The organism is Luteibacter anthropi (assembly GCF_011759365.1).
Taxonomy (GTDB): domain Bacteria; phylum Pseudomonadota; class Gammaproteobacteria; order Xanthomonadales; family Rhodanobacteraceae; genus Luteibacter; species Luteibacter anthropi.
The window spans coordinates 120,271-142,550 of the sequence record NZ_JAARLZ010000006.1; the positions used below are offsets into that span (position 1 = coordinate 120,271).

21 protein-coding genes and 1 tRNA gene are annotated in these 22,280 nt (G+C 64.6%); 13 read left to right on the forward strand and 9 right to left on the reverse strand.

Translation table 11 applies throughout. The features are described from left to right. Window positions 1-125: 125 nt before the first annotated feature. The 4 genes from pgaD to HBF25_RS12340 all read right to left on the reverse strand — a co-directional run bounded on the left by pgaD (window position 126) and on the right by HBF25_RS12340 (window position 4,096). Window positions 126-620 (reverse strand): poly-beta-1,6-N-acetyl-D-glucosamine biosynthesis protein PgaD, encoded by a 495-nt coding sequence (pgaD, locus tag HBF25_RS12325; RefSeq protein WP_166948828.1) that lies wholly within the window; start codon window positions 618-620, stop codon window positions 126-128. Next, window positions 617-1,867, reverse strand: coding sequence for a poly-beta-1,6-N-acetyl-D-glucosamine synthase (gene pgaC / locus HBF25_RS12330; protein WP_166948830.1), 1,251 nt, complete (start codon window positions 1,865-1,867; stop codon window positions 617-619). Before pgaC ends, pgaD begins: the two co-directional genes overlap by 4 nt. Before the next feature lie 181 nt (window positions 1,868-2,048). After that, entirely contained in the window at window positions 2,049-3,389 is a 1,341-nt protein-coding gene (locus tag HBF25_RS12335) for an ATP-binding protein (protein WP_166948832.1), read from the reverse strand. Next, the gene (locus HBF25_RS12340; protein WP_166948834.1) at window positions 3,386-4,096 is read right to left on the reverse strand and encodes a response regulator; all 711 of its coding nucleotides are present in this window, start codon (window positions 4,094-4,096) and stop codon (window positions 3,386-3,388) included. Before HBF25_RS12340 ends, HBF25_RS12335 begins: the two co-directional genes overlap by 4 nt. A 164-nt stretch (window positions 4,097-4,260) precedes the next feature. On the opposite strand from HBF25_RS12340, the gene HBF25_RS12345 reads away from it, so the two are divergent. After that, window positions 4,261-4,500, forward strand: coding sequence for a hypothetical protein (locus HBF25_RS12345; RefSeq protein WP_166948836.1), 240 nt, complete (start codon window positions 4,261-4,263; stop codon window positions 4,498-4,500). Continuing rightward, window positions 4,497-4,685, forward strand: coding sequence for a hypothetical protein (locus HBF25_RS12350; RefSeq protein WP_166948838.1), 189 nt, complete (start codon window positions 4,497-4,499; stop codon window positions 4,683-4,685). The genes HBF25_RS12345 and HBF25_RS12350 overlap by 4 nt, the downstream gene beginning before the upstream one ends. Here HBF25_RS12350 and HBF25_RS12355 read toward each other — a convergent pair. Further along, a complete protein-coding gene (locus HBF25_RS12355; protein ID WP_166948840.1) occupies window positions 4,678-5,172 on the reverse strand; it encodes a low molecular weight protein-tyrosine-phosphatase in 495 nt (164 codons plus the stop codon). The two genes, HBF25_RS12350 and HBF25_RS12355, sit on opposite strands and share 8 nt — an antisense overlap. A gap of 192 nt (window positions 5,173-5,364) precedes the next feature. Here HBF25_RS12355 and HBF25_RS12360 point away from each other — a divergent pair, with 192 nt between their 5' ends. After that, window positions 5,365-5,814, forward strand: a complete 450-nt coding sequence (locus tag HBF25_RS12360; protein ID WP_166948842.1) for a hypothetical protein — start codon at window positions 5,365-5,367, stop codon at window positions 5,812-5,814. 11 nt (window positions 5,815-5,825) lie between these two features. Here HBF25_RS12360 and HBF25_RS12365 read toward each other — a convergent pair whose 3' ends face one another. Next, window positions 5,826-6,854, reverse strand: a complete 1,029-nt coding sequence (locus tag HBF25_RS12365) for an MASE1 domain-containing protein (protein WP_166948844.1) — start codon at window positions 6,852-6,854, stop codon at window positions 5,826-5,828. A gap of 541 nt (window positions 6,855-7,395) precedes the next feature. On the opposite strand from HBF25_RS12365, the gene HBF25_RS12370 reads away from it, so the two are divergent. Continuing rightward, on the forward strand, window positions 7,396-10,221 hold the full coding sequence (locus HBF25_RS12370) for a TonB-dependent receptor plug domain-containing protein (RefSeq protein WP_166948846.1): 2,826 nt from the start codon (window positions 7,396-7,398) through the stop codon (window positions 10,219-10,221). Window positions 10,222-10,474: 253 nt separating this feature from the next. Then, window positions 10,475-11,053, forward strand: coding sequence for a hypothetical protein (locus tag HBF25_RS12375; RefSeq protein ID WP_166948848.1), 579 nt, complete (start codon window positions 10,475-10,477; stop codon window positions 11,051-11,053). A 62-nt stretch (window positions 11,054-11,115) separates the two neighbouring features. Here HBF25_RS12375 and HBF25_RS12380 read toward each other — a convergent pair. Next, a tRNA-Ala gene (locus HBF25_RS12380) sits at window positions 11,116-11,191 on the reverse strand. Window positions 11,192-11,354: 163 nt separating this feature from the next. On the opposite strand from HBF25_RS12380, the gene HBF25_RS12385 reads away from it, so the two are divergent. Together HBF25_RS12385 and HBF25_RS12390 are read left to right on the forward strand one after the other, a co-directional pair. Beyond that, window positions 11,355-11,495 carry a hypothetical protein gene (locus HBF25_RS12385; RefSeq protein WP_166948850.1) on the forward strand — a complete coding sequence of 47 codons (141 nt, stop codon included), beginning with the start codon at window positions 11,355-11,357 and terminating at the stop codon, window positions 11,493-11,495. A gap of 10 nt (window positions 11,496-11,505) precedes the next feature. Further along, window positions 11,506-12,036 carry a nuclear transport factor 2 family protein gene (locus HBF25_RS12390; RefSeq protein ID WP_166948852.1) on the forward strand — a complete coding sequence of 177 codons (531 nt, stop codon included), beginning with the start codon at window positions 11,506-11,508 and terminating at the stop codon, window positions 12,034-12,036. 18 nt (window positions 12,037-12,054) lie between these two features. Here the strand turns inward: HBF25_RS12390 and HBF25_RS12395 are convergent, their stop codons facing one another. Beyond that, the gene (locus HBF25_RS12395; RefSeq protein WP_166948854.1) at window positions 12,055-13,176 is read right to left on the reverse strand and encodes a ribonuclease D; all 1,122 of its coding nucleotides are present in this window, start codon (window positions 13,174-13,176) and stop codon (window positions 12,055-12,057) included. Window positions 13,177-13,286: 110 nt separating this feature from the next. Between HBF25_RS12395 and HBF25_RS12400 the strand changes: the two genes are divergently transcribed. Both HBF25_RS12400 and HBF25_RS12405 read left to right on the forward strand, forming a co-directional pair. Continuing rightward, complete coding sequence (locus HBF25_RS12400; RefSeq protein ID WP_166948856.1) at window positions 13,287-15,245, forward strand: formylglycine-generating enzyme family protein; 1,959 nt, start codon at window positions 13,287-13,289, stop codon at window positions 15,243-15,245. A gap of 89 nt (window positions 15,246-15,334) precedes the next feature. Then, window positions 15,335-15,679: a hypothetical protein gene (locus HBF25_RS12405; protein WP_166948858.1), complete on the forward strand. Its 345-nt coding sequence runs from the start codon at window positions 15,335-15,337 to the stop codon at window positions 15,677-15,679. Window positions 15,680-15,697: 18 nt separating this feature from the next. On the opposite strand, the gene HBF25_RS12410 is transcribed toward HBF25_RS12405, so the two are convergent. Further along, window positions 15,698-16,312 carry a LysE family translocator gene (locus HBF25_RS12410; protein WP_166948860.1) on the reverse strand — a complete coding sequence of 205 codons (615 nt, stop codon included), beginning with the start codon at window positions 16,310-16,312 and terminating at the stop codon, window positions 15,698-15,700. Window positions 16,313-16,554: 242 nt separating this feature from the next. Between HBF25_RS12410 and HBF25_RS12415 the strand changes: the two genes are divergently transcribed. From HBF25_RS12415 to HBF25_RS12430, 4 genes are read left to right on the forward strand one after another with little or no spacing between them, the layout of a single operon-like run. Continuing rightward, window positions 16,555-17,124, forward strand: a complete 570-nt coding sequence (locus HBF25_RS12415; RefSeq protein ID WP_208392554.1) for a LexA family protein — start codon at window positions 16,555-16,557, stop codon at window positions 17,122-17,124. Window positions 17,125-17,130: 6 nt separating this feature from the next. Then, window positions 17,131-17,748 (forward strand): translesion DNA synthesis-associated protein ImuA, encoded by a 618-nt coding sequence (imuA, locus tag HBF25_RS12420; RefSeq protein ID WP_166948862.1) that lies wholly within the window; start codon window positions 17,131-17,133, stop codon window positions 17,746-17,748. Window positions 17,749-17,757: 9 nt separating this feature from the next. Continuing rightward, window positions 17,758-19,164 (forward strand): Y-family DNA polymerase, encoded by a 1,407-nt coding sequence (locus HBF25_RS12425; protein ID WP_166948864.1) that lies wholly within the window; start codon window positions 17,758-17,760, stop codon window positions 19,162-19,164. Continuing rightward, on the forward strand, window positions 19,161-22,244 hold the full coding sequence (locus tag HBF25_RS12430) for an error-prone DNA polymerase (RefSeq protein WP_166948866.1): 3,084 nt from the start codon (window positions 19,161-19,163) through the stop codon (window positions 22,242-22,244). Before HBF25_RS12425 ends, HBF25_RS12430 begins: the two co-directional genes overlap by 4 nt. Window positions 22,245-22,280 lie beyond the last annotated feature (36 nt).

Sequence of the window (22,280 nt, forward strand, 5' to 3'; positions counted from 1 at the left end):
GGCGAAGCCGGATATCCATTCCCGGCAAACGGCGTTGAGAGTCGGACCGTCCATCCCCTGGTCTGCCGACGGTCCATGCGCATGGTATAGGCAACGAACCTAACAAAGCTGCAACAACTTTCGATTTATGTGAACTGGCGCTCTTGTCGTGATGATGAATCATCATGTAGAGAGGCTGGCTCTGCTGTCGCGACCCCTATACCGCCTTCGTCGTCGATACGTAATACGGCGCGACGGCTGTTTTGGATGCATGCGACTTCCGCCACGCTCGTGCCCAGGGATTGCGCTGTCGCGGGAAGCGCTACGGGCTGCGCGCGGCGGCGGCGTTCACCTCCGGTCCGGCGCCTGCCTTCGTAGAGCGACCAGGCCAGAAAGACCACGAGGCTCAGCGGTGCCAGCCAGACGATGCCCGCCAGGTCGCCCAGCCCGCTGAACACCACATCGGGAATCCAGCGGGCATAGCGCGAAGGCAGGCCCCATTCCCGGGCGAGGCGATGCAGGGCGGGGAGCCAGAGCAGGCCCCAGGCTACCCAGGCGATCACGGTCAGCACCGCATAGACGATGCGCCGGGGCCAGGACTGGCGTTCGGGACGCTCGATGAGGATCGGCTCGGCTTTCACTGGATGCCCCTGTCCGGACTGACCCACGTCGCGCGCACGCCTTCGCGCCGTGCGACGGCACGGGGCAGTGCGGCAATGGAGGTGACGGTGTTGATGGTCCAGTACGCCAGCGGATACCAGATCATCCAGTAATAGTGCCTGCCGATGCCTGCTTCGTAACGGCGGTCCACCATCAGGCTCAGCATGAACTGCACCAGGCAGGTCACGCCCAATACCACGCCATGCCATTGAGGGAACAGGGTGCCGACGTGAAAAGGTGGCGGCACATCGGTGATCTCCCCGAGTGCCCAGAGCACGATGATCGCGCCCATCACATACGACCAGACCAGGCTCATCACATACTCGATAGCCAGTGGCCACATGCGGCGCTGGCGCCAGCGGAACAGGGCCGGGCCGTGGCGCAGCAACACCTCGGAGCCGCCCTGGGCCCAGCGCAGGCGCTGTTTCCACAAGCCGCGCAGGGTTTCGGGCATGAGGATCCAGCACAGGGCGTTGGGCTCGTAGCGGATCTGCCAGTGGCGCATCTGCAGGCGCCAGCTGATGTCGATATCTTCGGTGACCATGTCGGTATGCCAGTAGCCGACATCGTGCAAGGCGCTGCGGCGGAACGCGGCGATCACCCCCGACACCGTGAAGATGCGCCCATAGACGCTCTGTGCGCGCTTGATCAGTCCGATGATCGACGAAAACTCGCCGACCTGGAGCTTGCCCAGCAGAGTCGATCGATTCCGGATGCGCGGGTTGCCGGTGACGGCGCCCACGCGTGGCGAGCCCACCAGGTGGGACACCATCCAGTGCGTTGCATAGTCGTCGAGCAGGGCATCGCCATCCACGCAGACGAGGAACTCGCCGCGTGCCGCCAGGGCGGCGGCACGCAAGGCCATGGCCTTGCCGTGGTTGGATTCCATATGCATCACGCGAAGGCGCGGATGCTCATGGAGCAGGCTGTCCAGGATCGGCCCGGTGTCGTCGGACGAGCCGTCATTCACCGCGATGATCTCGAAGTCAGGCCAGCGCTGGGTCGAGAGGTGGGCGATGGTTTCCCGTACCTGGGCGCCTTCGTTGAAGCAGGGCACGATCAGGGTGACAAAGGGATAGTCGTCCAGCAGCGGCGGGTGCTCGCGATCCCCGGCGTGGCGCTCGGTACGCACGAAGTAGATCAGGCCGCCACTCATCCACAGCAGCGACATCACCCAGGGATAGAAGAACGCGTACTGGAGGAGCGAGTGCATCAGCGATGCATCCATGCCGCCTCCCTGCTTGTGCGACGTCCACGCGTCGCCATCCCGGTATCGCTCATTGCCTGCCGACCTCCAAGGGGCGGCCCAAGGCCGCCTGGATCGCGCTTGCGGCACCTTGGCGCCTGCGCGTTATCGGCAATTCTGGCGATTCTCCGTTGACAAGATGTGTAGGACTTGCCGATTTCGTTCAGTTTGGACGGGGCGACCCCGGCAACCAGAGGCTGGCTTCCAGGCCCTGCGGCAGGTTGCGCAGGGTAATGTCGCCTCCGTGGCCGCGGACGATGTTGCGTGCCGTGGGCAGGCCCAGGCCAACGCCGCCGGTGTGGCGATTACGCGAGCCTTCGGCGCGGAAGAAGGGGCGGAACACGGTCTCGTGCAGCGCTTCCGGGATGCCAGGGCCCCGGTCGGTGATGCGCAGGCGCACCTGTCCATCGAATTCGTCGAGCGAAACGCACACCTTGCTGCCATAGCGCACGGCGTTGCCCACGAGGTTGACGATGGCGCGCTTGAGCGCCTTGGGTCGTCCTTCGTAGATCATTCGCTCCGGACCTTCGTAACTCACGTCGGCGCCTTCGTCGCGACAGTCGTCGATGACGGTATGGACCAGGGCGGTCAGGTCGAACCGGGTCATGGGTTCTTCTTCGCCATCGCCGCGAAAGAACGCCAGCGCGGCATCGACCATGGCACGCATCTCGTCCACGTCGTTGAACAGCCGGCGCTGCTGGTCCGCATCGTCGATGTATTCCCCGCGCAGGCGCATGCGGGTCAGTGGTGCACGCAGATCATGTGAGATGGCCGCGAGCATTTCGGTACGGTCACGGACAAAGCGCTGGATGCGCCCCTGCATCTCGTTGAAGGCGCGCATCGCCACCTGGATTTCATGCGGACCTTCGGGATGAATGGCTGGCGACTGCACGTCGGAGCCGAAGCGTTCCGCTGCTCCCGCGAGCAGGTTCATCGGTCGGGACAGGCGGCGGCTAGCAAACGCGGCCACGACCACGCCGGAAAACAGCGCGAACAGGCTGATTACCAGGAGCTGGGTGAAGGGATCGAGGCCCCAGATGCGCGTGGCCGTGTCGAAGGTGATCCAGCTGCCGTCGTTGATCTGGATGGCCAGCATGTAATGGGTCTGGCCCGTGGTGCCGGGGTCGTCGGTGTTCGGGTCGAAGCCTTCGACGGCGCGCTTGCCGAGGATTTCCTGCATGCGTTCGGGAAACGCCTTGTCCGGATGGTCGATATGCGGCATCGGCACCGATGCGCGGTCCGGATACCAGTGAATCCCGTACTGCGTATGCGAGGCGAGGGTGGCTACCAGCGCCTTGCGGTGTTCGACGGGCGTGGCATCGACGGCGCGCTGTACCAGGCCCATCTGTTCGGCCATGCCGCTCTGCGTGAACGTGGGTCGTGTCCACACGCTGACAAAGAGGATCACCAGCGCATTGAGCAGCATGAGCAGCCCGATGGCGGCCATGATGTTCGCCATGAGCCAGCCGGCAAGGGTATTCAGGCGCCAGCGCAGACGGCTCATGCGGCGTCCACGGGCACGACGAACATGTAGCCCACGTTGCGGATGGTGCGGATCAGCTCCGGCGCATGCGAATCGGCGCCGAACTTGCGGCGCAGGCGGCTCACCTGCACGTCGATGCTGCGGTCGAAGGCTTCGTGGCGGCTGCCGCGCGCGAGGTCGATCAGCTGCTCACGCGTAAGCACCCGCTGCGGATGCTCCACGAAGGCCAGCAGCAGGTCGAATTCGCCGCCCGACAAGGGCACGAGCGTGTCATCCGTGGCGCGCAGCTCCCTGCGCGCCACGTCGAGGCTCCAGCCGGCAAAGCGGATGCAGGCGCGGGTCGTACCGGATGCGGCGTTCTGGGTGGCCTCTGCACGGCGCAGGATCGCGCGGATACGGGCCAGCAGCTCGCGGGGGTCGAAGGGCTTGGCGAGATAGTCGTCCGCACCCACCTCCAGGCCCACGATGCGCTCGGATGTGGCACCCGTGGCCGTGAGCATGATGATCGGCAGGGCCGACTTCGCGCGAACGCGACGGCAGAGTGACAAGCCATCCTCGCCGGGCAGCATGAGGTCGAGCGTCATCAGGTCGTAATCGCCGCGACCCAGATACTCGTCCATGGCCACGCCCGACATGGCCACGTCCACCGCAAAGCCGTTGCGTTCGAGGAAGCGGCGCAAAAGGTCACCGATTTCCTCGTCATCGTCCACCACCAGGATACGTCGCACGATCTTTGCACCCACAGGAAAAAACAGCGCCGTTATAGCCCCTGGGGACACATAAGTCATTTATTTCAAGGCAGACACAAAGTGACCCCATGGACGCAATGTGGACAAACGCAGGATAAGGTCGACGCGCAGACTTCACGGCAACTTCCCCCGGTCCGACCGTCATGCCGAACGCCGCCCTTGTCCGCACCTCCGTCCGCCGGCTCCCCCGTCATCCCGCCGCCCGGGCCATGATCATTGCCGCACGCATCGAGCCCGATGCCGCGCTGCGCACCGAGTGGTTCCTCCACGACCCCATCCGGGAGCTGGACGGCCTGACCGCGGAGCGCGCCATTGCCACCGGACAGGGCGCCGCCCTTGTTCGCGTGCTTCGTGCCATCGATGCCGGAAGGCGGGGGCGATGAAAGCCGTGCTTTGCCTTGTGCTGGCGCTCTGCGGCCGGACGGTGGATTTCGGCCTGCTGCTGTTCTCGCGCCAGTACGGCGTGGAGCTGCTCCATGGCGACCGCCCCGGTGACAGCGCCCGCTGGCTGCTGGCCGGCTTGTTGCCGGCTGCCGATGACCAGGGGCGCGACAGCGCCCTCAACTGACCTGCGGGTGATTCCGGCGGAGCGAATCCAGCAGGCCATCCACCGCGACATCGAGCATGTCGAATACTTCGATGAAGTCTGTTCGCGTGCCATACCACGGATCGGGTACGTCGATGGCGCCGTGATCGGCGGAGTGGACCATCATCAGCCCGATCTTGTGCGCAGCATCCGGCGCCATCCGGTTGAGCGTAGCGACATGTGCGGCGGTCATGCCCACCACGAGATCGAAACGGCGGAAATCGTCCGCGGTTACCCGTCGCGCCCGGTGCGCCGGCATGGGTATCCCTCGCCGACGCAGTTCCGCAAGGGAACGGGCATCCGGTGGATTGCCCAGCTCTGAATCGGTGACCGCCGCGCTATCCACTTCCAGCGTCAACCCTGCGGCCGCCGCCTTGTGGACGAGCAGCGCATGGGCCGTGGGTGAGCGGCATATATTGCCGGTGCAGATGAAGAGGACGGAGGCGTGGGGTGTCTTCGTGGCATTCATGACGTAACGATGGCGCTGTGCAGAGGCGGACTTCCGGTGGTTGTATCCCGAATCGGAAGCGGTGTCATGGAATAGGCCCCAGATTGCCATCCATGCTGGCGTGGCTTGCGCCGAATCCCTGTGCGCAGGGGACTGGGCAGGGCCTATATTGACGACTACTCTACCGATTCCCAACCGCATGGAGGAAGGTTTATGCGCAGTCGTTCTGGTTTGCTGGCAGCAGGATTCGCGGGTTTGTTCGCTACCACCGCCGTGATGGCGGCCGGTCCGGTCACGACGGGCCTCGGACAATCCTGGCCGAGCACGGCGGATGTCAGCACCACGCCGCACTATCACGTCTACGTATTTCAGAAGCAGGGCGTGCGTTATGTCCAGGTCAACGATGCCAGCGGCACGGTACGCGGCGCGATCGCCTATACCGCTGCCGACAGCATTCTGGATCTACCCATTGGCGTGGATGCCGGGCGCTGGGTGACCCCGACCGACGGTAGCGCTAAGACTGCTCCTGCAGGTGAGCAGGTTTATCGGGACGAAGCCGTAAGTATTTCGGCTGCGCCGCAGGGCAACGGGACCACTCGACTGATGGTGGCTTCAAATTGCGACGATCCTCGCATTTGCTCCATTCAGATGACGGCCCATTGATGATGGATCACTCATCGCTTCAGTGACGCTGAAGCGATGAGTGATCCGGATCGACGTGCCGCATAGGCGCCGATCCAGAGGCAGCTGGAGATGGTGAGCGCAAGAATGACCTGGACCCTGATGGTTTCAGGGTCAAGCGCGCCATGTGCCGTCATGGCCAATGCCACGCTGGCAACCATGCCGCCCACCGCAGCGCCATGCCATCCGTGACGCCATGCGAGGCCTATGACGGGAGGCAGCAGAGCCAGACGCGTGATCTGGCGAATGCCCTCATCGTGCGTAGCCAACGTCATCCATACCAGTCCGGTTACCACTGGCAGTGTCCACCAGAGAACATCCCGTAGAAGCTGGCTACGCCAGATCGTCCCCAGGGAAATGGTCTCACCGCGACAGGCATGTATCCGCTCGCACAACGCGAGGACGACGGGCGTCAGCGTCAACGCACCCAGATAAGCTCCGAGAAGATATGCGAAGAAATCCTCGCTACCAATATCAGGCCATTTTCCAGGCGTGTGCTGAAGAGCGAGCATCAGTCGAATCGATGTAGCCGAAGCAGTGATAATCGACGTGCCGAGTGAGGCTGCAAGAATCATCGACATGCGTACTTGCCCGTGCTCGTCATGAAGCGCCCACCGAAGCCGCATGGGCTTCAACAACGCCATCCAGAGCACCACCATCGGGACCGATTGTGCGATGGCCCAGCCCGTGCCGAACTTGGATGCGCAAAGTGCGGCTTCCTCCAGAAGGGGGAGTCCTTCACCCAGGGCGAGGGCAGGCCAGAACCGGACGGGAAGAAGAAGCAGGCAGGCAAGTCGAAGCCCGGCAGTAAGCAGCCATTGCGGAAAAGAAACGTAACGCGCGAGCTCGTAGCACGCGGCATACGCAGCGGCGATGGCGAAGTGTTGTCCCCAGTGCGCCCAATGAATCGCGCTCACATTCCCTTGCGCTGTGCTTCCCTTCACACCTGCCTCCCCAGCCAGAAGTAAGAAAAATTTCCACTCAATATTGCCACGATTCAACGTGGGGGTGGCGTCCTTCAACCCGGATGCAGGCATTCTGCCGAATACGCGTTGTTCTTATGCGGTCAGACGCAGCCATGCTTTCTATTGGCCGGCGTCCGCTTTCCTGGCGCCGAAACGACGTGGATCGGCGACATGTGGCGTGTCTTCAGGGAGCGACCAGGTTATGAGCCGCCTTGCTGCGCCGCCAATTGACAAGGTAACGAAACCTTCATAATCTCGATTTGGAACGATTTAAATCGTTCGCTCAGGGATACGTGACCGCCCGCGGGGAGTGGGTTGTCCGCTAATACGATAAGCGGTTCCGTCCTCGCGCCTCTCGCGATGCACGGGTGTTCCCGTCTGGCAGGTGCTGAGGGACCCAAGCCGCATGTTTGATGATCCGGGTCCGGGCAGGGGCCAGGGCCGCACTGAATGATTTTGTTGACCAGGTAGTTGGGGTGCAACGCCGACGCGCCGGGTAGGTGCGCGTGGGCTCCACGGGCGTTTTCCGCATCGACGCGAGAGCGGCGACGGGAGCGCTTGTCCTGAAAAACATATTCAGCGATAGGGGTTGTCACATATGAAACTGAAGACCTTGAGCCTGGTGGTGGCCTCGCTGCTGCTGGTTCCGTCGGCGCATGCCTTGCAGACAGTCGCCAGCGATGCGTCGGGCAGCGCCTCGAAGGACGAGCAGGCTGGCGACAAGACAGTGAAGATCAAGGGGAAGGCCGCGGGCGATGACGCCGCCCACGCCACGAAGATGCAGGCGGTCACGGTGACGGGCTCGCTGATTCCCCGCGCACAGATCGAAGGGCCATCGCCCTCGGTCACGATCACCGCAAAAGACATCGAGCAGAAGGGTTTCGGCAGCACGTTCGATGCGTTGCGCGCCTTGCCCATCGCGAACGGCTCGGTACAGGACGGCCAGTTCACCGGAGGCTATACGCCGGGTGCCAAGACCGTGAGCCTGCTGGGCCTGCCGCCCGAATACACCCTGACCCTGCTCAATGGCCGGCCCATGGCGAGCTACCCACTGGCCTATAACGGCGGCACCAACATCACCGATATCGCGAACATCCCGGTGGGTCTCATCGACCATATCGACGTGCTGACAGGCGGGCAGTCGTCGGTGTACGGATCATCGGCCATCGCGGGCGTGGTCAATATCGTGCTGAAGGACCACATCGAAGGTACCCATGTCAATTTCCGCATGGGCGGCTATTCCGATGGCGGCGGTGAAAACCAGCGCTTGCAGATCAACAGCGGCACCCGCTGGGGAGACCTGGATATCTCCGGTGGCATACAGCTGGAAAAGCAGACTCCCGTGTGGGCCTACCAGCGCGATTACATTGATTCGTACTACGACGATCCCACGGGGAAGGGAGTGGTGCCGTCGCGTACCTTCCTGCGCCAGGAGCTCGGCAACAACAAACATTACGTAGACCCGGGCGCGGCCACCTGCAACAACCTTTCCTATCTGTACGGCAACACCACGGCGTATAGCTATCGAAGTGGTGCGGGCCTGGGTCATTACTGCGGTACGCCGAACAACGTCAGCTACACGACGCTGAGCAACAAGGAAACCGACCTCAACGGTGCGATGTTCCTGCGTTATCACTTCACGCCGGAAACCGAGCTGTATTCCGACATTCTCTACAGCTACAGCAATCCGACCTATTCCGGTGGAAGCCCGTCCTGGAACCAGACGTTCTACAACCAGACCAGCGGCCACTACGAGACCTGGCAGAGGATCTTCGGGCCGGAGGAAGTCGGGCTCGATGCGAAAGACCAGCATGTCTTCACGCATAGCTATAACTTCACGCTGGGTGGCAAGGGTCCGCTGTTCGATACCGGATTCGACTACGACATCTATTCCAACCGTTCGCAGACGAGCCTGGTACGCAAGTCCACCGACTTCCTCGCGAAGAACGGCGTCGACGATTACTACCTCGGGCCGCAGCTGGGTACGGACGCGAGCGGGTATCCGATTTTTGCGCCGAACCTCGACCGTTTGTACGTGCCTGTCGACCGGGCGCAATACAACAGTTTCAGCGCACTCAATCGTGCAGCGTCGCAGTCCTGGAACCAGAGCTTCTCCATCACGCTGACCAATCCCAGCCTGTTCCAGCTGCCTGCCGGTGACGTGGGCATGGCCGTGATCGCGCAGCGCGGGCACGAGCACTTCCAGAACCGCTCCGCCAGTGAGCTGGCCGATGAGGGCTACTTCCGTGGACAGACCGGTTCTACGGTTGCCAAGGGCAGCCGCGATTCGACGGCCTTCGGCACCGAATTCCAGGTGCCCCTGCTGGACAAGCTGACGGCCAATGTCTCGGGTCGCTGGGACAAGTACAACTACGCCGGCCAGGGCAATGGAAAGCTCACTTACAAGCTGGGCCTCGAATACCGCCCGCTCGATACGCTGCTGCTGCGCGGCAGCTATGCCACGGCCTTCCGTGCGCCGAACATGTTCAACCTGTTCTCCGCGCATTCCAGCGGCTATACCACCAACACCGACTATTATCAGTGTCGCCTCGCGGGCTTCAATTCCAGCAGTTATAACGACTGCCCGCAGTCGGGCCTTGCGGTGCTTTCCACCTCCAGTGGCAATACAAAGCTGAAGGACATCACCGCGAAATCGTTCACCTATGGCTTCGTGTGGTCCACGCCCGACAACGCGCTGAGCTGGTCGGTGGACTACAACGCGGTGGTCATCAAGAACGAGGTACGTACTCTTGGCACCGACGAAATCCTGACCACGGAAGCGAACTGCCGACTGGGCACGTCGGAGAACGGCCAGACCGGCTACGACATCAGTTCGCCGACGTGCCAGGAAGTGCTCGGTGAAGTGAGCCGCCGTCCCTCGACCGACCCCATCGCGCCCAATGCCGTGCTGGGCGTGTCCACGTATCCCATCAACGTGGCGAGCGAGCGGCAGACGGGTATCCAGTCCCAGGTGGATTATCGTTGGAGGGCAGGGCGCTTCGGTGATTTCGTGCTTGGCGTGAGCTACTACGACGCGCTCACCCATACGGACAAGGAAAAGGAAGGTGACCCGACCCAGAACTACCTGTGCTGCGCGAACTCCAACGAGTTCAAGAGCCGGGTCAGCGGCAACCTGACCTGGAGCATCGGCTCGTGGAGCAGCACGATCTACGGCCAGCGCGACGGCCAGATGTGGAACCACATCGGCACCGCGAAGAACCTGCCGCCGTGGATCCGCTGGAACGGCTCGACGACGTTCCGTTTCAATCCGATGGCATCGATCACCTTTTCGGCAAACAACATCTTCAACAAGCGCCCGCCGAAAGACATAACGAATGGCGACTGGCCGTACTTCGACGTCACCAACTACAACGCCCTCGGGCGTGAGCTGTGGGTGCAGATGAACCTGGACTTCGGAATCTGATGCCACCGGTGCCCCGGCCAGACGCCGGGGCACCGGACGATTCCGCCACCCTTGTAGGAGCGCGCCTCGCGCGCGACCGGATGTGTCGTGGCGTGCCGGTGTTTACGAACGCATTGCTTTGTACCGGTCGCGCGCAAGGCGCGCTCCTACAAGGGCGGCTGCCCATTCCGGCGGACCGGCACTACGGTAAGCATACGGTTACCTGATCTGGCATAGACTCGCGCCGGATCCGATCACCTGAAGGGAGCGCACCGTGTTCCGGAATGCCTTGCGATGGAAGGCCGCCATGCTGGCGGCAGCGCTATGTCCCCTGGCGTCCCTGGCCCAGGATGCCGCGCCCGCTCCGGAAGTCACGGGGTCCGGCGGACACTTTCTGCGTTTCAGCTCTACCCAGGTCGTCGTGCCGCAGACCCCGCAGGAGCGCCAGGCCTTCGAGCAGGCGCGCGACCATAGCTACGTCTCGCAAGATACAGGCAAGGTGCTTGCCGCAGCGGCGGCCGTGCTCGCACAGGAGGGCTATGCCTCGGTCGAGGTCGATTCCGAGTTTCACCAGATAAACGCCCGCCACGACGAAACACTCGTCACCACTCGCCGGGAGATCTTGCGTGGCGTGCTCAAGGCCCGGGGCGTTCCGCTTCCGGCCAAGGCGGATCACCAGAGCACCGAGGCTTTTATCGCCGCCGAATCCGAAGGGCGCACGGTCAAGCTACGGACGCGCTTCCGGTTGACGGTGTGGGACAGCAAGGGTGATGCACGGACGTCGATTGTCAGTGATCCGGGGGCATACCGGGATTTCTATGCGGGCATCGACAAGAGGCTGGCCGGGAGCTGAGGCAGGGATATCGCCAACAGCAAAAAGCCCCGGCAATGCCAGGGCTTTTTGTCTGGAATGATTGGTGGAGCGGAGGAGGATCGAACTCCCGACCTTCGCATTGCGAACGCGACGCTCTCCCAGCTGAGCTACCGCCCCACGAGCCCGGGATCATATCAGCGATCCCGGCAGCTGCCAACAGCCTCCGGTGCGTGAAATAGGGCCTTGATCGGCGGGGCCTTGCCTTTGCTCACCCATGCTGCAACGGCCCCGGCGATGTGCTATTCCGACCACCACGCTTCCCGATCAAGAGGTAGTGCACATGAACGAGCACGTCGATCAGCGGCGCCGGACGCTCCTGCGCTCATCGGGTTTTACGGGCGCCATGGCGCTGGTGTTGTCCTGGGTACCCCTGGCCCGGGCGGCCGTCGCGTTGAAATGGCGGTTTTCGCTGGTTATGTGAAAGCCCTCGCATGCCGTCCCGACCGATCATCTGCCGCCTTTCCATCGCCCGTCCCTGGAGGTTTGCCGTGTTCCGGTATCCGCGCCTGCTTACCCTGTCCTGTTGTGTCGCCGTCGCCGCGGCGTGTCTTCTTCCCGTATCCCAGGCCCATGCCATGAACGCGCAGGAACAGGCGGCTTACCGCCCGCTGCAGCTCCTTCTCGACGGCCTGGCCAAGCGCGACCAGCAGATGATGCGCGACCAGGCGCTGCCGAGTTTCCATGCCACGCTCATGCGCGAGGGGAAGCCGCTGGAACTTGATCTGGATGCCTTCCTCGCGCGCCTGCCGAAGACCGGGACGGAGAAGCTGCTTGAGCAGATCCACAACCCGGAAATCCGCATCGACGACAACGTGGCGGTGATCTGGGCGCCTTACACCTTCTTTATCGACGACAAGGTGCACCACTGCGGCAGCAACGTGGTAACCCTGGTGCGCATCGATGGCAACTGGCGTATCTCGTCGGTGGCCGATACCGCACGCACATCCTGCCCCAAGGGTTGATACCCGTGGCTGCCCGGCTCAGCCGGGCAGCAAGGCCGACAGCTTGTCGAACAGCACGCCCCGGCGCCAGCCGTCGAGGGAGTCGGGCCAGTGGCCGCCGCCCATCACGAATTCTTCCAGCGACTTGCGCGAGCAGAGCAGGCCGGGTGGCAGGTCGAGTTCGGTGGCGATGTGGTCGACCACGGTGCGCATGTCGTTGATGGCACGCTTGGCATCGCCCACCGGGTGCCCCAGGACTGGCGCGGTCTCCTCGATTTCCACCGTTTCCACGGGGCGCTGGAGCAGGTGGAACAATTCTTCGCGCTGCTGTGAACGCAGTGCACGCGTACCGCGCGTGCGCTCTTCCACGACACTGAGCGAAGCGGCCGGACGGTCGACGAGGTCGAGGGCGTGGGTGTCTTCGAGCAGCCAGGAGCGGGGCTTGTCGATCGTACGTGCGGTGAGTTCGCGCCAGCGCAGCACGCGGCGGAGCAGGGCCTGTTTCTCAGGCGCCCATTCGGCGGCCGGCTTGTAGCCGCGCTGTGGCTGCGGATCACCCTCGCGCTGGCTGGCACGACGCTTCATGCGGGCGCAGTCCTCGGCATGCCACTGCGCGCGGTCACGCGCCGCCAGGCGCTCGCTGAGGATGGCGTGTACCGGATGCAGGTGCACCACATCGAGCGCGGCGTACAACTTCTGCGAATCGGTGAGCGGACGTTGCAGCCAGTCGCTGCGCGTCTCGCCCTTGTCCAGTTCGTCGCCCACCAGTTCCTTCACCAGTGCGCGATAGCTGATGCCCAGGCCCATGCCGACAAAGGCTGCGGCGATCTGCGTGTCGAACAGCGTGTGCGGCCCTTCCGGGAGGAAGGGCGAGAGGGCTTCGAGGTCTTCGCCTGCGCTGTGCATCACGGTGACCGTCGGCTGCGCCGCGAAGGTCGCCAGCAGGGTGCCGTCCAGCGGAAAGGCGAGCGGATCGATCAGCGCGTAGCGGCCTTCGTGTGCCAGCTGGAGCAAGGCGAGCTGCGGGTAGAAGGTGTTGCGCCGCATGAACTCGGTATCGAGTCCGACGATGGCATGAGGGCCGACAGGTGCGAGCCAGTCGGCCAGCGCATCGGCGCGGTCGATCCAGGGAGCGTTGGGAGCGAGGTCGCTCGAAAGCATGCATGCGTCCTTAATGATACGAGGGACGTACGCTCTTCGAGGTTGCCCTGTCGTGCGTGATTCCCTATGGTGACGGCGCACGATAGCAGGCCCACGCGGAACAGCCCACCATGCCCAATACCGAGACCGTCCGCCGACAGCGCGCCATTGGTGGTGCCCTGGGCGTGGCCGTGCTCGCGTTCGCGCTGTTCTACCACTTTTTTCCGCAGCTGCTGCACGTCCAGCCCAGCCAGAACACGCCGCGCTCCACCTTGCGCGGACAGGCCACGACCATGGGCTTCGACCAGCGTCCGCAGGCGGCGGCCCCCGCCATGGCGTCCGAGCTGGATGCCGGTCCGCCGATCATGCTGGCTTCCACGTCGGTCATTGCGACCCGCAAGCGCGGCAAGACGAACGAAGCCCCGCTGCCGGCCCAGAAAACCCCCGACTCGCCCGAACTGACGGCCCTGCTGGATCGCGCCGACAAGGCGCTGGCGGCCGATCGTCTCGTCGGTGGCAAGGACAGCGCCTCCGCGCTCTTCCTCGCCGCGCTCAAGGAGAAGGACGACAGCCAGCGCGCCCGTGCCGGTCTGGATGAGGTGCGCGGGCGGCTGGCGGCAGAGATCGAGCAGGACATCGTGCTGGGCGACGGTGATGCGGCGCGAGACTCGCTGGCTGCGCTGAAGGCGCTGCCGGACAGCGCCGGCGACGTCGGCCCCCTGCAACAGAAGCTGGCCGTGCTCGACAAGGTGCGGCCACTGCTGGGCAAGGCCGCCTCGCAGCTGCAGGACGGCAAGGCCAGCCAGCCGCGTGGCGACAGCGCGCTGGATACGTATCGCCAGGTACTGGAGCTGGATCCGGACAACGCCGTCGCCACGCAGGGCATGGCCCAGGTGCAGCGCTCGGTGCTCGACAAGGCGCTGGCGGCCGTGGCGCAGGATGACTTTGTCGCCGCCGATGCCGCGCTGGCCGAGGCTGCCACCATCGAGCCCGAGTCGCAGGCCTTGCAGGACACCCGGGGTCGTGTGGAGGGCATGCGTCGGCAGAACGCCAGCGGCGTGCTTGCCCAGGCCCGTTCGGCGCTGGATTCCGGCAACCTTGAGCTGGCCCAGCAGCTGGCCGCCAAGGCTCAGCAGGTGAGCCCCGATGTCGCCGGCATCGACGACTTCAACGAACGCCTCACCAATGCCCGCGTCTATGCGAGCTACAAGCCGGGCCAGGTCTTCGTCGACCGCTTCGTGGACACCAACGGCCAGGCGCCGCCCATGGTGGTGGTGCCCACCGGCAAGTTCCTCATGGGTTCCCCGGATGGCGAGCGCGGCCACGATGCCAACGAATCGCCCCTGCACGAGGTGGATGTGGACAAGGGCTTCGCGATGGCGCGCAGCTCCGTCACCATCGGCCAGTTCCGCGATTTCGTCCGTGCGAGCGGCTATGTGCCCCAGTCGCAATCGCTTCAGGGCGGCAGTGTCTATGACGAGGCCAGCGGCGGACTTCGCGACGACAGCGCGGCCACCTGGCAGGACGACTACGCGGGCAAACCGGGTCAGGAACGCCTGCCGGTGGTGAACGTGTCGTGGAACGACGCAAAGGCGTACGCCGAGTGGCTGTCGCAGCGCACCGGCAAGAAATACCGCCTGGCCAGCGAATCCGAATTCGAATACGCACTGCGTGCAGGCACCACTACGCGTTACTGGTGGGGCGACGGCACGCCCACGTCGAAGGTGGAAAACCTCACGGGTGGCAACGACCGCTCGGCGTCGGGACGTCGCTGGAGCAATGCCTTCAGCGGATACAAGGACGGCTACTGGGGCCCTGCACCGGTCATGAGCTTTGCGGTGAATCCGTTCGGCCTCTACGACATGGGCGGCAACGTGTCCGAGTGGGTGGCCGACTGCTGGCACGATAATTACATCCGCGCCCCCCGCAACGCCGAGGCCTGGGTCAACCCGGGCTGCAACCGCCGCGTGATCCGTGGCGGCTCCTGGGGTAGTGCGCCCGACATGGTCCGATCGGCATATCGCCAGGGCGCCGCGGCCGATGTGCGCAGCGCGCGCGTGGGCTTCCGGGTGGTTCGCGAGCTGCAATGACGAAGCTTGCCGATTCCGCCCAGGATTCGGCTTGACGTCGGCGCTGTAAGCGGAACAATCGGGTGAATCCAATCATGCGGGGCAGGCGCATGGCCACGTCGATCATCGTTGGTTACCGGCCCTTCCCGGGGCGCACGGATCTGGTCGTCTCGATCCTGCTGGATATCTACGAAGCCTTGCAGAAGGCGGGCCTCATCACGGCCCGGCGCCCATGGATCATGCGGGGTGCAGAGGGCGACGTGGTTGCCGCTTTCGAGATGACCGACGAATATTCCTTCGAGGCCTCCGAGCGCGTGCGCGAGATCAGCGCCCTGCGGGTGCGCCTCATGGGCGTGGCCGAGCGGGTGCCGTTGTCCTCCCTCACGGAAACCTCCCGCCCCATCGCCGAATTCGAAACCAGCACGGGGTTCCCGGCCCGGGCGGCATCGACCTGAGGTCTTTGGCTGTCCGGTTCAGCGGGCGAGCTGGCGGATGCCCAGCGCGACAATGATCGAGCCGCACGCGCGATCCATCCATGCCTTGTGCTGGCGATAGCGGGCAGCGACCCGCGGTGTGGCGAAAAGCACCGCCACGAGGGCGTACCAGGTGGTTGCCACCACGCAGACCGTGCCCAGCATGCCGAGGAAGGTGGGCAGCGAGACATGGGGCGGCGCAGCGGCGGCGAAGACTGCTGCGAAAAATGCCATGGACTTGGGATTGACCAGGTTCGTGGCAATGCCTTCGCGGATCGCGCGGCGCATGCCGCCGGTCCGCGAGCCTTCCGTCACGGCCGCCTGCGCGCCGGCGCGGGCGATCAGGCGCCCGCCGAACCAGATCAGATAGGCGGCACCGCAAAGCTTCACTGCCAGTGCGATCCAGGGAAACGTGGCAAAGACGATGCCGATACCCAGGATCGCGCAGCTGGCCCAGAACAGGTTCACCAGCACGATGCCCAGCACGGTACCGAGTGCTTCGTGCACCGTCGTGGACGCGGCCTTGTGCGCCACGGCCACGAAGTTCGGGCCGGGTATGACCACTCCGACAACGTAGACGGAGAAGACGACGGCGATGGCGTGGGCATCGAACATGGCGACGAGGGCTGACTGGGTGACGAAGCCACTTTATCACCGCGCCGTCTCACCCGATGAACCTGCATGCCGGAGCACGGAAGCCAGGCTCATGTAGGAGCGCGCCTTGCGCGCGACCGGATTATTGCGATGCCGGTCGCGCGCAAGGCGCGCTCCTACAGATCACTGCTCGGCGATATCTCACGCGCTGAGATGAAGCGGTGGTATCTTGAATTCCGTCCCGCTAATCAAGATGGCTGCCCATGCCCCCCTCCGACCACGGTGGAACCCGCCCAGGCGCCGGCCGTCCGGTCGGTGAGCCCAGCCAGCGTATCCGTGTGCCCGAGAGCCAGGTGCCGGCCGTGCTGGCCTATCTCGACGCCTATCGGAAGCCGCCGGCGCTGGACGCGCCGCGTCCGTTGTCGCTGGACCCGTCCACGGTGGCGCTCACAGCCTTCACCAGCCGCGTGCCGGCCGGCATCCCCAGCGCGGCGGATGCCCATGCCGACGAGGCCGTGGATCTCAACACCCATCTGGTGCTGCCCGGGCACGAACCCAGCACCTTCATCATCCGGGTGTCCGGCTGGTCGATGATCGGGGCAGGCATCTTCGATAACGACGAGGTCCTGGTTGATCGCGCACTCCGGCCGCGGCAGGGGGACATCGTGGTGGCCATCGTCAATGGCGAACTGTCGATCAAGCGTCTGGGCCGCATCGAGGGCAAGGTGGCCCTGCTGCCCGAGAACGCGCACTTCAAGCCCATCGTGTTCCGCGAGGATGAAACCCTGGAAATCTGGGGTGTCGTCACCCGTTGCCTGCGCAGCCTGCGCTGAATCGCCATGGGCAGCGTCGTCGCACTGCGTTCCCTGATCGAAGGCCGGCAGGTCTGGCAGGGCACGGCCACGCCCGTAACGACCGGCGACGAACCCACGGGCTGGGCGATGCTCGACGCGATCCTGCCTGCGGGTGGCTGGCCTGCGGCGGCCATGACGGAAATCCTGCTGCCGGCCGATGGCGTGGGCGAGCTGCAATTACTGCTGCCCACGCTGGCAAGGCATACGCAGGCCGGGCGCACCGTGGTGGTGGTCGCGCCGCCTTACACGCCCTATGTGCCGGGATGGGAAGCCGGCGGCGTGCGCATGTCGAAGGTGGACATCGTGCAGGCCGATGCGCGCGACGCGCTATGGGCTACGGAACAATGCCTGCGCTCGGGCAGCTGCGCCGCGGTGCTGGCGTGGCCGTTCCAGGCCGACGACCGTGCGTTGCGTCGCTTGCAGGTGGCGGCCGATACCGGCAAGGCGCTGGCCTTTGCCTTTCGTGATCGCCGTCATCTCGTGCAGGCCTCTCCCGCCGCGCTTCGCCTCGAACTGATGCCCGGCGCGGCATCGCAGGTGCGCGTGCACAAGTGCCGTGGCGGCAATGCGCCCGCATTTCCCGTGCCCGTCGGCTGGACGTGAGGCATCGCGATGCTCTGGGCCTGTGTATTGCTGCCGCAGCTGGCGCTGGACGATGTCCTTCGGGGCCGGCCGCCATCGGATGAACCGCTCGTGCTGGTGGGCGGCCCGGCCAACGGACGCATCGTGGTCGCGGCAAACCTGTCCGCGCGTGCGGCAGGCGTGTACCGCGGGCAGCATCTGTCCGCGGCGCAGGCCTTGCTCAACCGATTCGAGATGGTGGAATACGACCCTGCGGCGACCCTGCGTGCCCATCGCATGCTCGCCGCCTGGGCCTACGGCTACAGCTCCGATGTCGCCTTGCTGCCCCATGCGGTGGTGTTTGAAGCAGGCAGCAGCCTGAAACTGTTCGGGCAATGGGCGGACATGGAGCCTGCCTTGCGTCGCAGTCTCGATGACCAGGGTTTTCGTCATCGCATCACGCTGGCCCCGAACGCCCATGCGGCACATGTGCTTGCGGGTGTGCGTGACGGGCTGGCGGTCACCTCGGTCGATGAGCTGCGGCGCACGCTTGCGCCCATGCCCTTGCAGCGTGCGCGCCTGCCCGAGGGCGCGGCCGATGCACTGGCGTCCATGGGCGTGCGCACGTTCGGGCAGCTCATGGGCCTGCCGCGAGCGGGATTGCAGCGGCGCTTCGGTGCGATGCTGCTCGACTACATGGATGCACTGGTCGGCGACGCACCCGCGACGCTGGAAAGCTTCCGTCCACCCGACAGCCTGGACCTGCGCATGGAGTGGGCCCACGAGGTGGAGCAGTCGGGAGCCCTGGTGTTTCCGTTGCGCCGCCTCACCGGCGACCTGGCGGCGTATCTCGCCGGTCGCGATGGCGGCGTGCAACGTTTCGTGGTGGAACTGGAACATCGCAGCGGACCCCCGACCTGCATGCCCGTGGGCCTGCTCGCCGCCGAGCGCGATGCACGCCTGCTGTTCGACTGCGCACGTGAGCGACTGGAACGCCAGGCGCTGCCGTCATCCGTGGTGGCGATGCGACTGATCGCCAGCGAACTGCCGCCCTTTGTCCCCGGAGGGCGCGACCTGTTCGACACGCGCCCGGCAAACGCCATGCCGCTGGATCAGTTGCGCGGACGATTGCTTGCGCGTCTTGGGGAAAAAGCGATCTACCGGCTGGGTCGCACCGTCGATCCGCGCCCGGAATATGCACAGGCGCGTGAACCCACGGCGCCTGTGCCAACGCCCGAGACATCGCCACGGCCTACCTGGCTGCTCGATCACCCGATACCGCTGCGCGATGCGCCCTCGGCTGTCATCTGCGGCCCCGAACGGCTGGAAACCGGCTGGTGGGACGGCGACATTCGTCGCGATTACTACGTCGTGCGTACCGCACAGGGTCAGCGTGCATGGGTATACCGTGCGCCGGACGAGCCGGGGCGCTGGATGCTGCACGGGTGGTTTGCATGAGTGCCTATGCCGAACTGCATTGCCTGTCGAATTTCTCGTTCCAGCGAGGGGCTTCCAGCGCAAGCGAACTATTCGAGCGTGCGAAAGAATGCGGCTATACCGCGCTGGCCATCACCGACGAATGTTCGCTGGCGGGTATCGTGCGGGCGCGCAAGGCGTCGCGGGAGACAGGGATAAAACTCATCGTCGGTGCGGAATTCCGCCTTCTGGACGGGCCGCGCGTCGTCCTGCTGTGCGAAACCATCGAGGGTTATATCGCACTGTGTTCGCTGATCACGCAGGGGCGGCGTGCGGCGGAGAAGGGTGATTACCGGCTGTTCCGGAAAGACCTGCAAGACGGCATGCCCGGAACCCTGGCGCTATGGCTCCCCGATACGGTGCCCGATCGCGAACAGGCCCGTTGGCTTCGTTCGTTGTTCGGCGAGCGCCTGTGGATGGCCGTGGAACTGCATCGTGGTCCCGATGATGCACGTCGCCTGAGTGAGCTGGAGTCGCTGGCTTCTTCCATGGGCATTCGCACGGTCGCGGCAGGCGATGTCCATATGCATGTGCGTGGCCGGCGTGCCCTGCAGGATGTGCTCACGGCGATCCGTCACCACAAGACGGTGGCGGAAGCGGGAAACCTGCTGTTTCGCAATGGCGAGCGGCATCTGCGCACGCTAGAGGCACTGGCCGGGATCTATCCCGGACACCTCATGGAAGAAAGCCTCCGGCTGGCGGCACGCTGCCAGTTCGATCTGGGCGAGCTGAAATACAGCTACCCGGCCGAACTCGTGCCGCAGGGATATACCGCTACCAGCTGGCTTCGCCATCTCACGGAGGAAGGCATCAAGCGGCGATGGCCCGACGGTATCGAGGCGAAAGTCAGGAAGCAGATCGAAAGCGAGCTGGCCCTCGTGGAGTATCTGAAATACGAGTCTTATTTTCTTACTGTCGAGGAAATCGTTCGGTTCGCCAGGGACAGGGACATTCTCTGCCAGGGCCGCGGTTCGGCAGCCAACTCGGCCGTCTGTTATGCCCTGGGCGTCACCGCCGTCGATCCGGCCAACTTCGACTTGCTGACCGAGCGATTCATCTCGCGCGAGCGCAAGGAGCCGCCGGACATCGACATCGATTTCGAGCACGAGCGGCGTGAGGAAGTCATCCAGCACATCTACGAAAAATACGGCCGCGAACGCGCGGCCCTGGCGGCGACGGTGATCAGCTATCGCAGCAAGAGCGCCGTGCGCGACGTGGCCCGCGTGATGGGCCTGCCGCCGGATCAGGTCGACCTGCTGGCGAAGGTGTGTACCTGGTGGGATGGCGAAACCCGGCTCGACGAGCAACTGCGCGAGCGTGGTTTCGATCCGCAAAGCCCCCTGATCCGTACGGTACTCATCCTGACCGCCGAGCTGCTGGATTTTCCCCGCCACCTCTCGCAGCACGTGGGCGGTTTCGTCATCTGCGACCAGCCGCTGTCACGCCTGGTGCCCGTGGAAAATGCGGCCATGCCCGATCGCACGATCATCCAGTGGGACAAGGACGATCTCGATGAGATGGGACTGCTCAAGGTCGATTGTCTTGCGCTGGGCATGCTCACCTGCATTCGCAAGTGTCTTGATCTGCTGCGTGCGCATGGCAAACACGATCTGACGCTGGCCACCATTCCGCAAGAGGACAAAGCCACCTACGCGATGATCCAGAAAGCCGACACCATCGGCGTATTCCAGATCGAAAGCCGTGCACAGATGGCGATGCTTCCGCGCCTGAAGCCGAAGGAGTTCTACGACCTGGTGATCCAGGTGGCGATTGTGCGTCCCGGCCCGATCCAGGGCGACATGGTGCATCCGTATCTGCGTCGTCGGCGAGGCGAGGAGGAAATCGATTACCCGGCGGACGCCGAAGCACTGAAGTCGGTATTTGCCAAAACCCTTGGCGTGCCCCTGTTCCAGGAGCAGGTCATGAAGCTGGCGATCCAGGCTGCCGGTTATTCGCCCGATGAGGCCGACAACCTCCGCCGCTGCATGGCTGCATGGAAACGCCACGGCGGTCTCGAACCCCATCGCATCCGCATCACCGAGGGCCTGTTGCGAATCGGCTGCACGGAAGCATTCGCCGCACGCCTGTTCGAACAGATCAAGGGCTTCGGTTCGTACGGCTTTCCCGAAAGCCACGCCGCCAGCTTCGCCGGCCTCGTCTATGCCAGCTCATGGCTCAAATGCCATGAACCGTCCGCTTTCGCCTGCGCCCTGCTCAACGCCCAACCCATGGGCTTCTACGCCCCCAGCCAGATCGTGCAGGACGCACAGCGCCATGGCGTCGTGGTGAGGGCGGTGGACGTGCGCCACAGTGACTGGGACAACACGCTGGAAATCGACCCGGCATCGAAGGGCGGCCTGGCACTGCGACTGGGTCTGCGGCAGGTGCGCGGTTGCCGCGAAGACGCGGCGCGGCGACTTTCGACGGCACGCGCGCAGCATCCCTTCATGGACATGGCCGACCTTTGCGGGCGTGCGGGACTCGACCGGCATCACCAGGAGGCACTTGCCGAAGCAGGTGCCTTGCGCAGCCTTGCGGGGCACCGGCATCGCGCCCGCTGGGCCATGGCCGGCATCGAGCCGCAGCTGCCGCTGTTCGGGCATGCCAGTCCGGAAGAAGCGCCGGTCGCCTTGCCGCCACCGTCGCAGGCCGAGGACACGCTGGCCGACTACGCGCGCGTGGGCCTGACGCTCGGCCCGCATCCTGTCCGCCAGCTACGTGCGCGCTTGAGCGCGGCGGGCTGCACCGATTCCCGCCAGTTGCTGGCCCGGCCGCATGGCGCGCGGGCGCGCATGGCCGGCCTGGTCACCCAGCGGCAACGGCCGCAGACGGCCAGCGGGGTCACCTTCATCACCCTCGAAGACGAGTACGGGCCGGTGAACGTGGTGGTCTGGCGCCAGGTGGCCGAACGCCAGCGACGGATCTACCTGGAAGCGCGCCTGCTGGCCGTGGAAGGGCAGTGGCAGCAGGTGGATGGGGTGTGCCACCTCGTGGCGCACCGGCTGATCGACATGTCGTCGATGTTGTCGTCGCTGGACGTGCGTTCGCGGGATTTCCACTAGGGATAAATTTGCCCGGGTGATATTGACGAGATTATT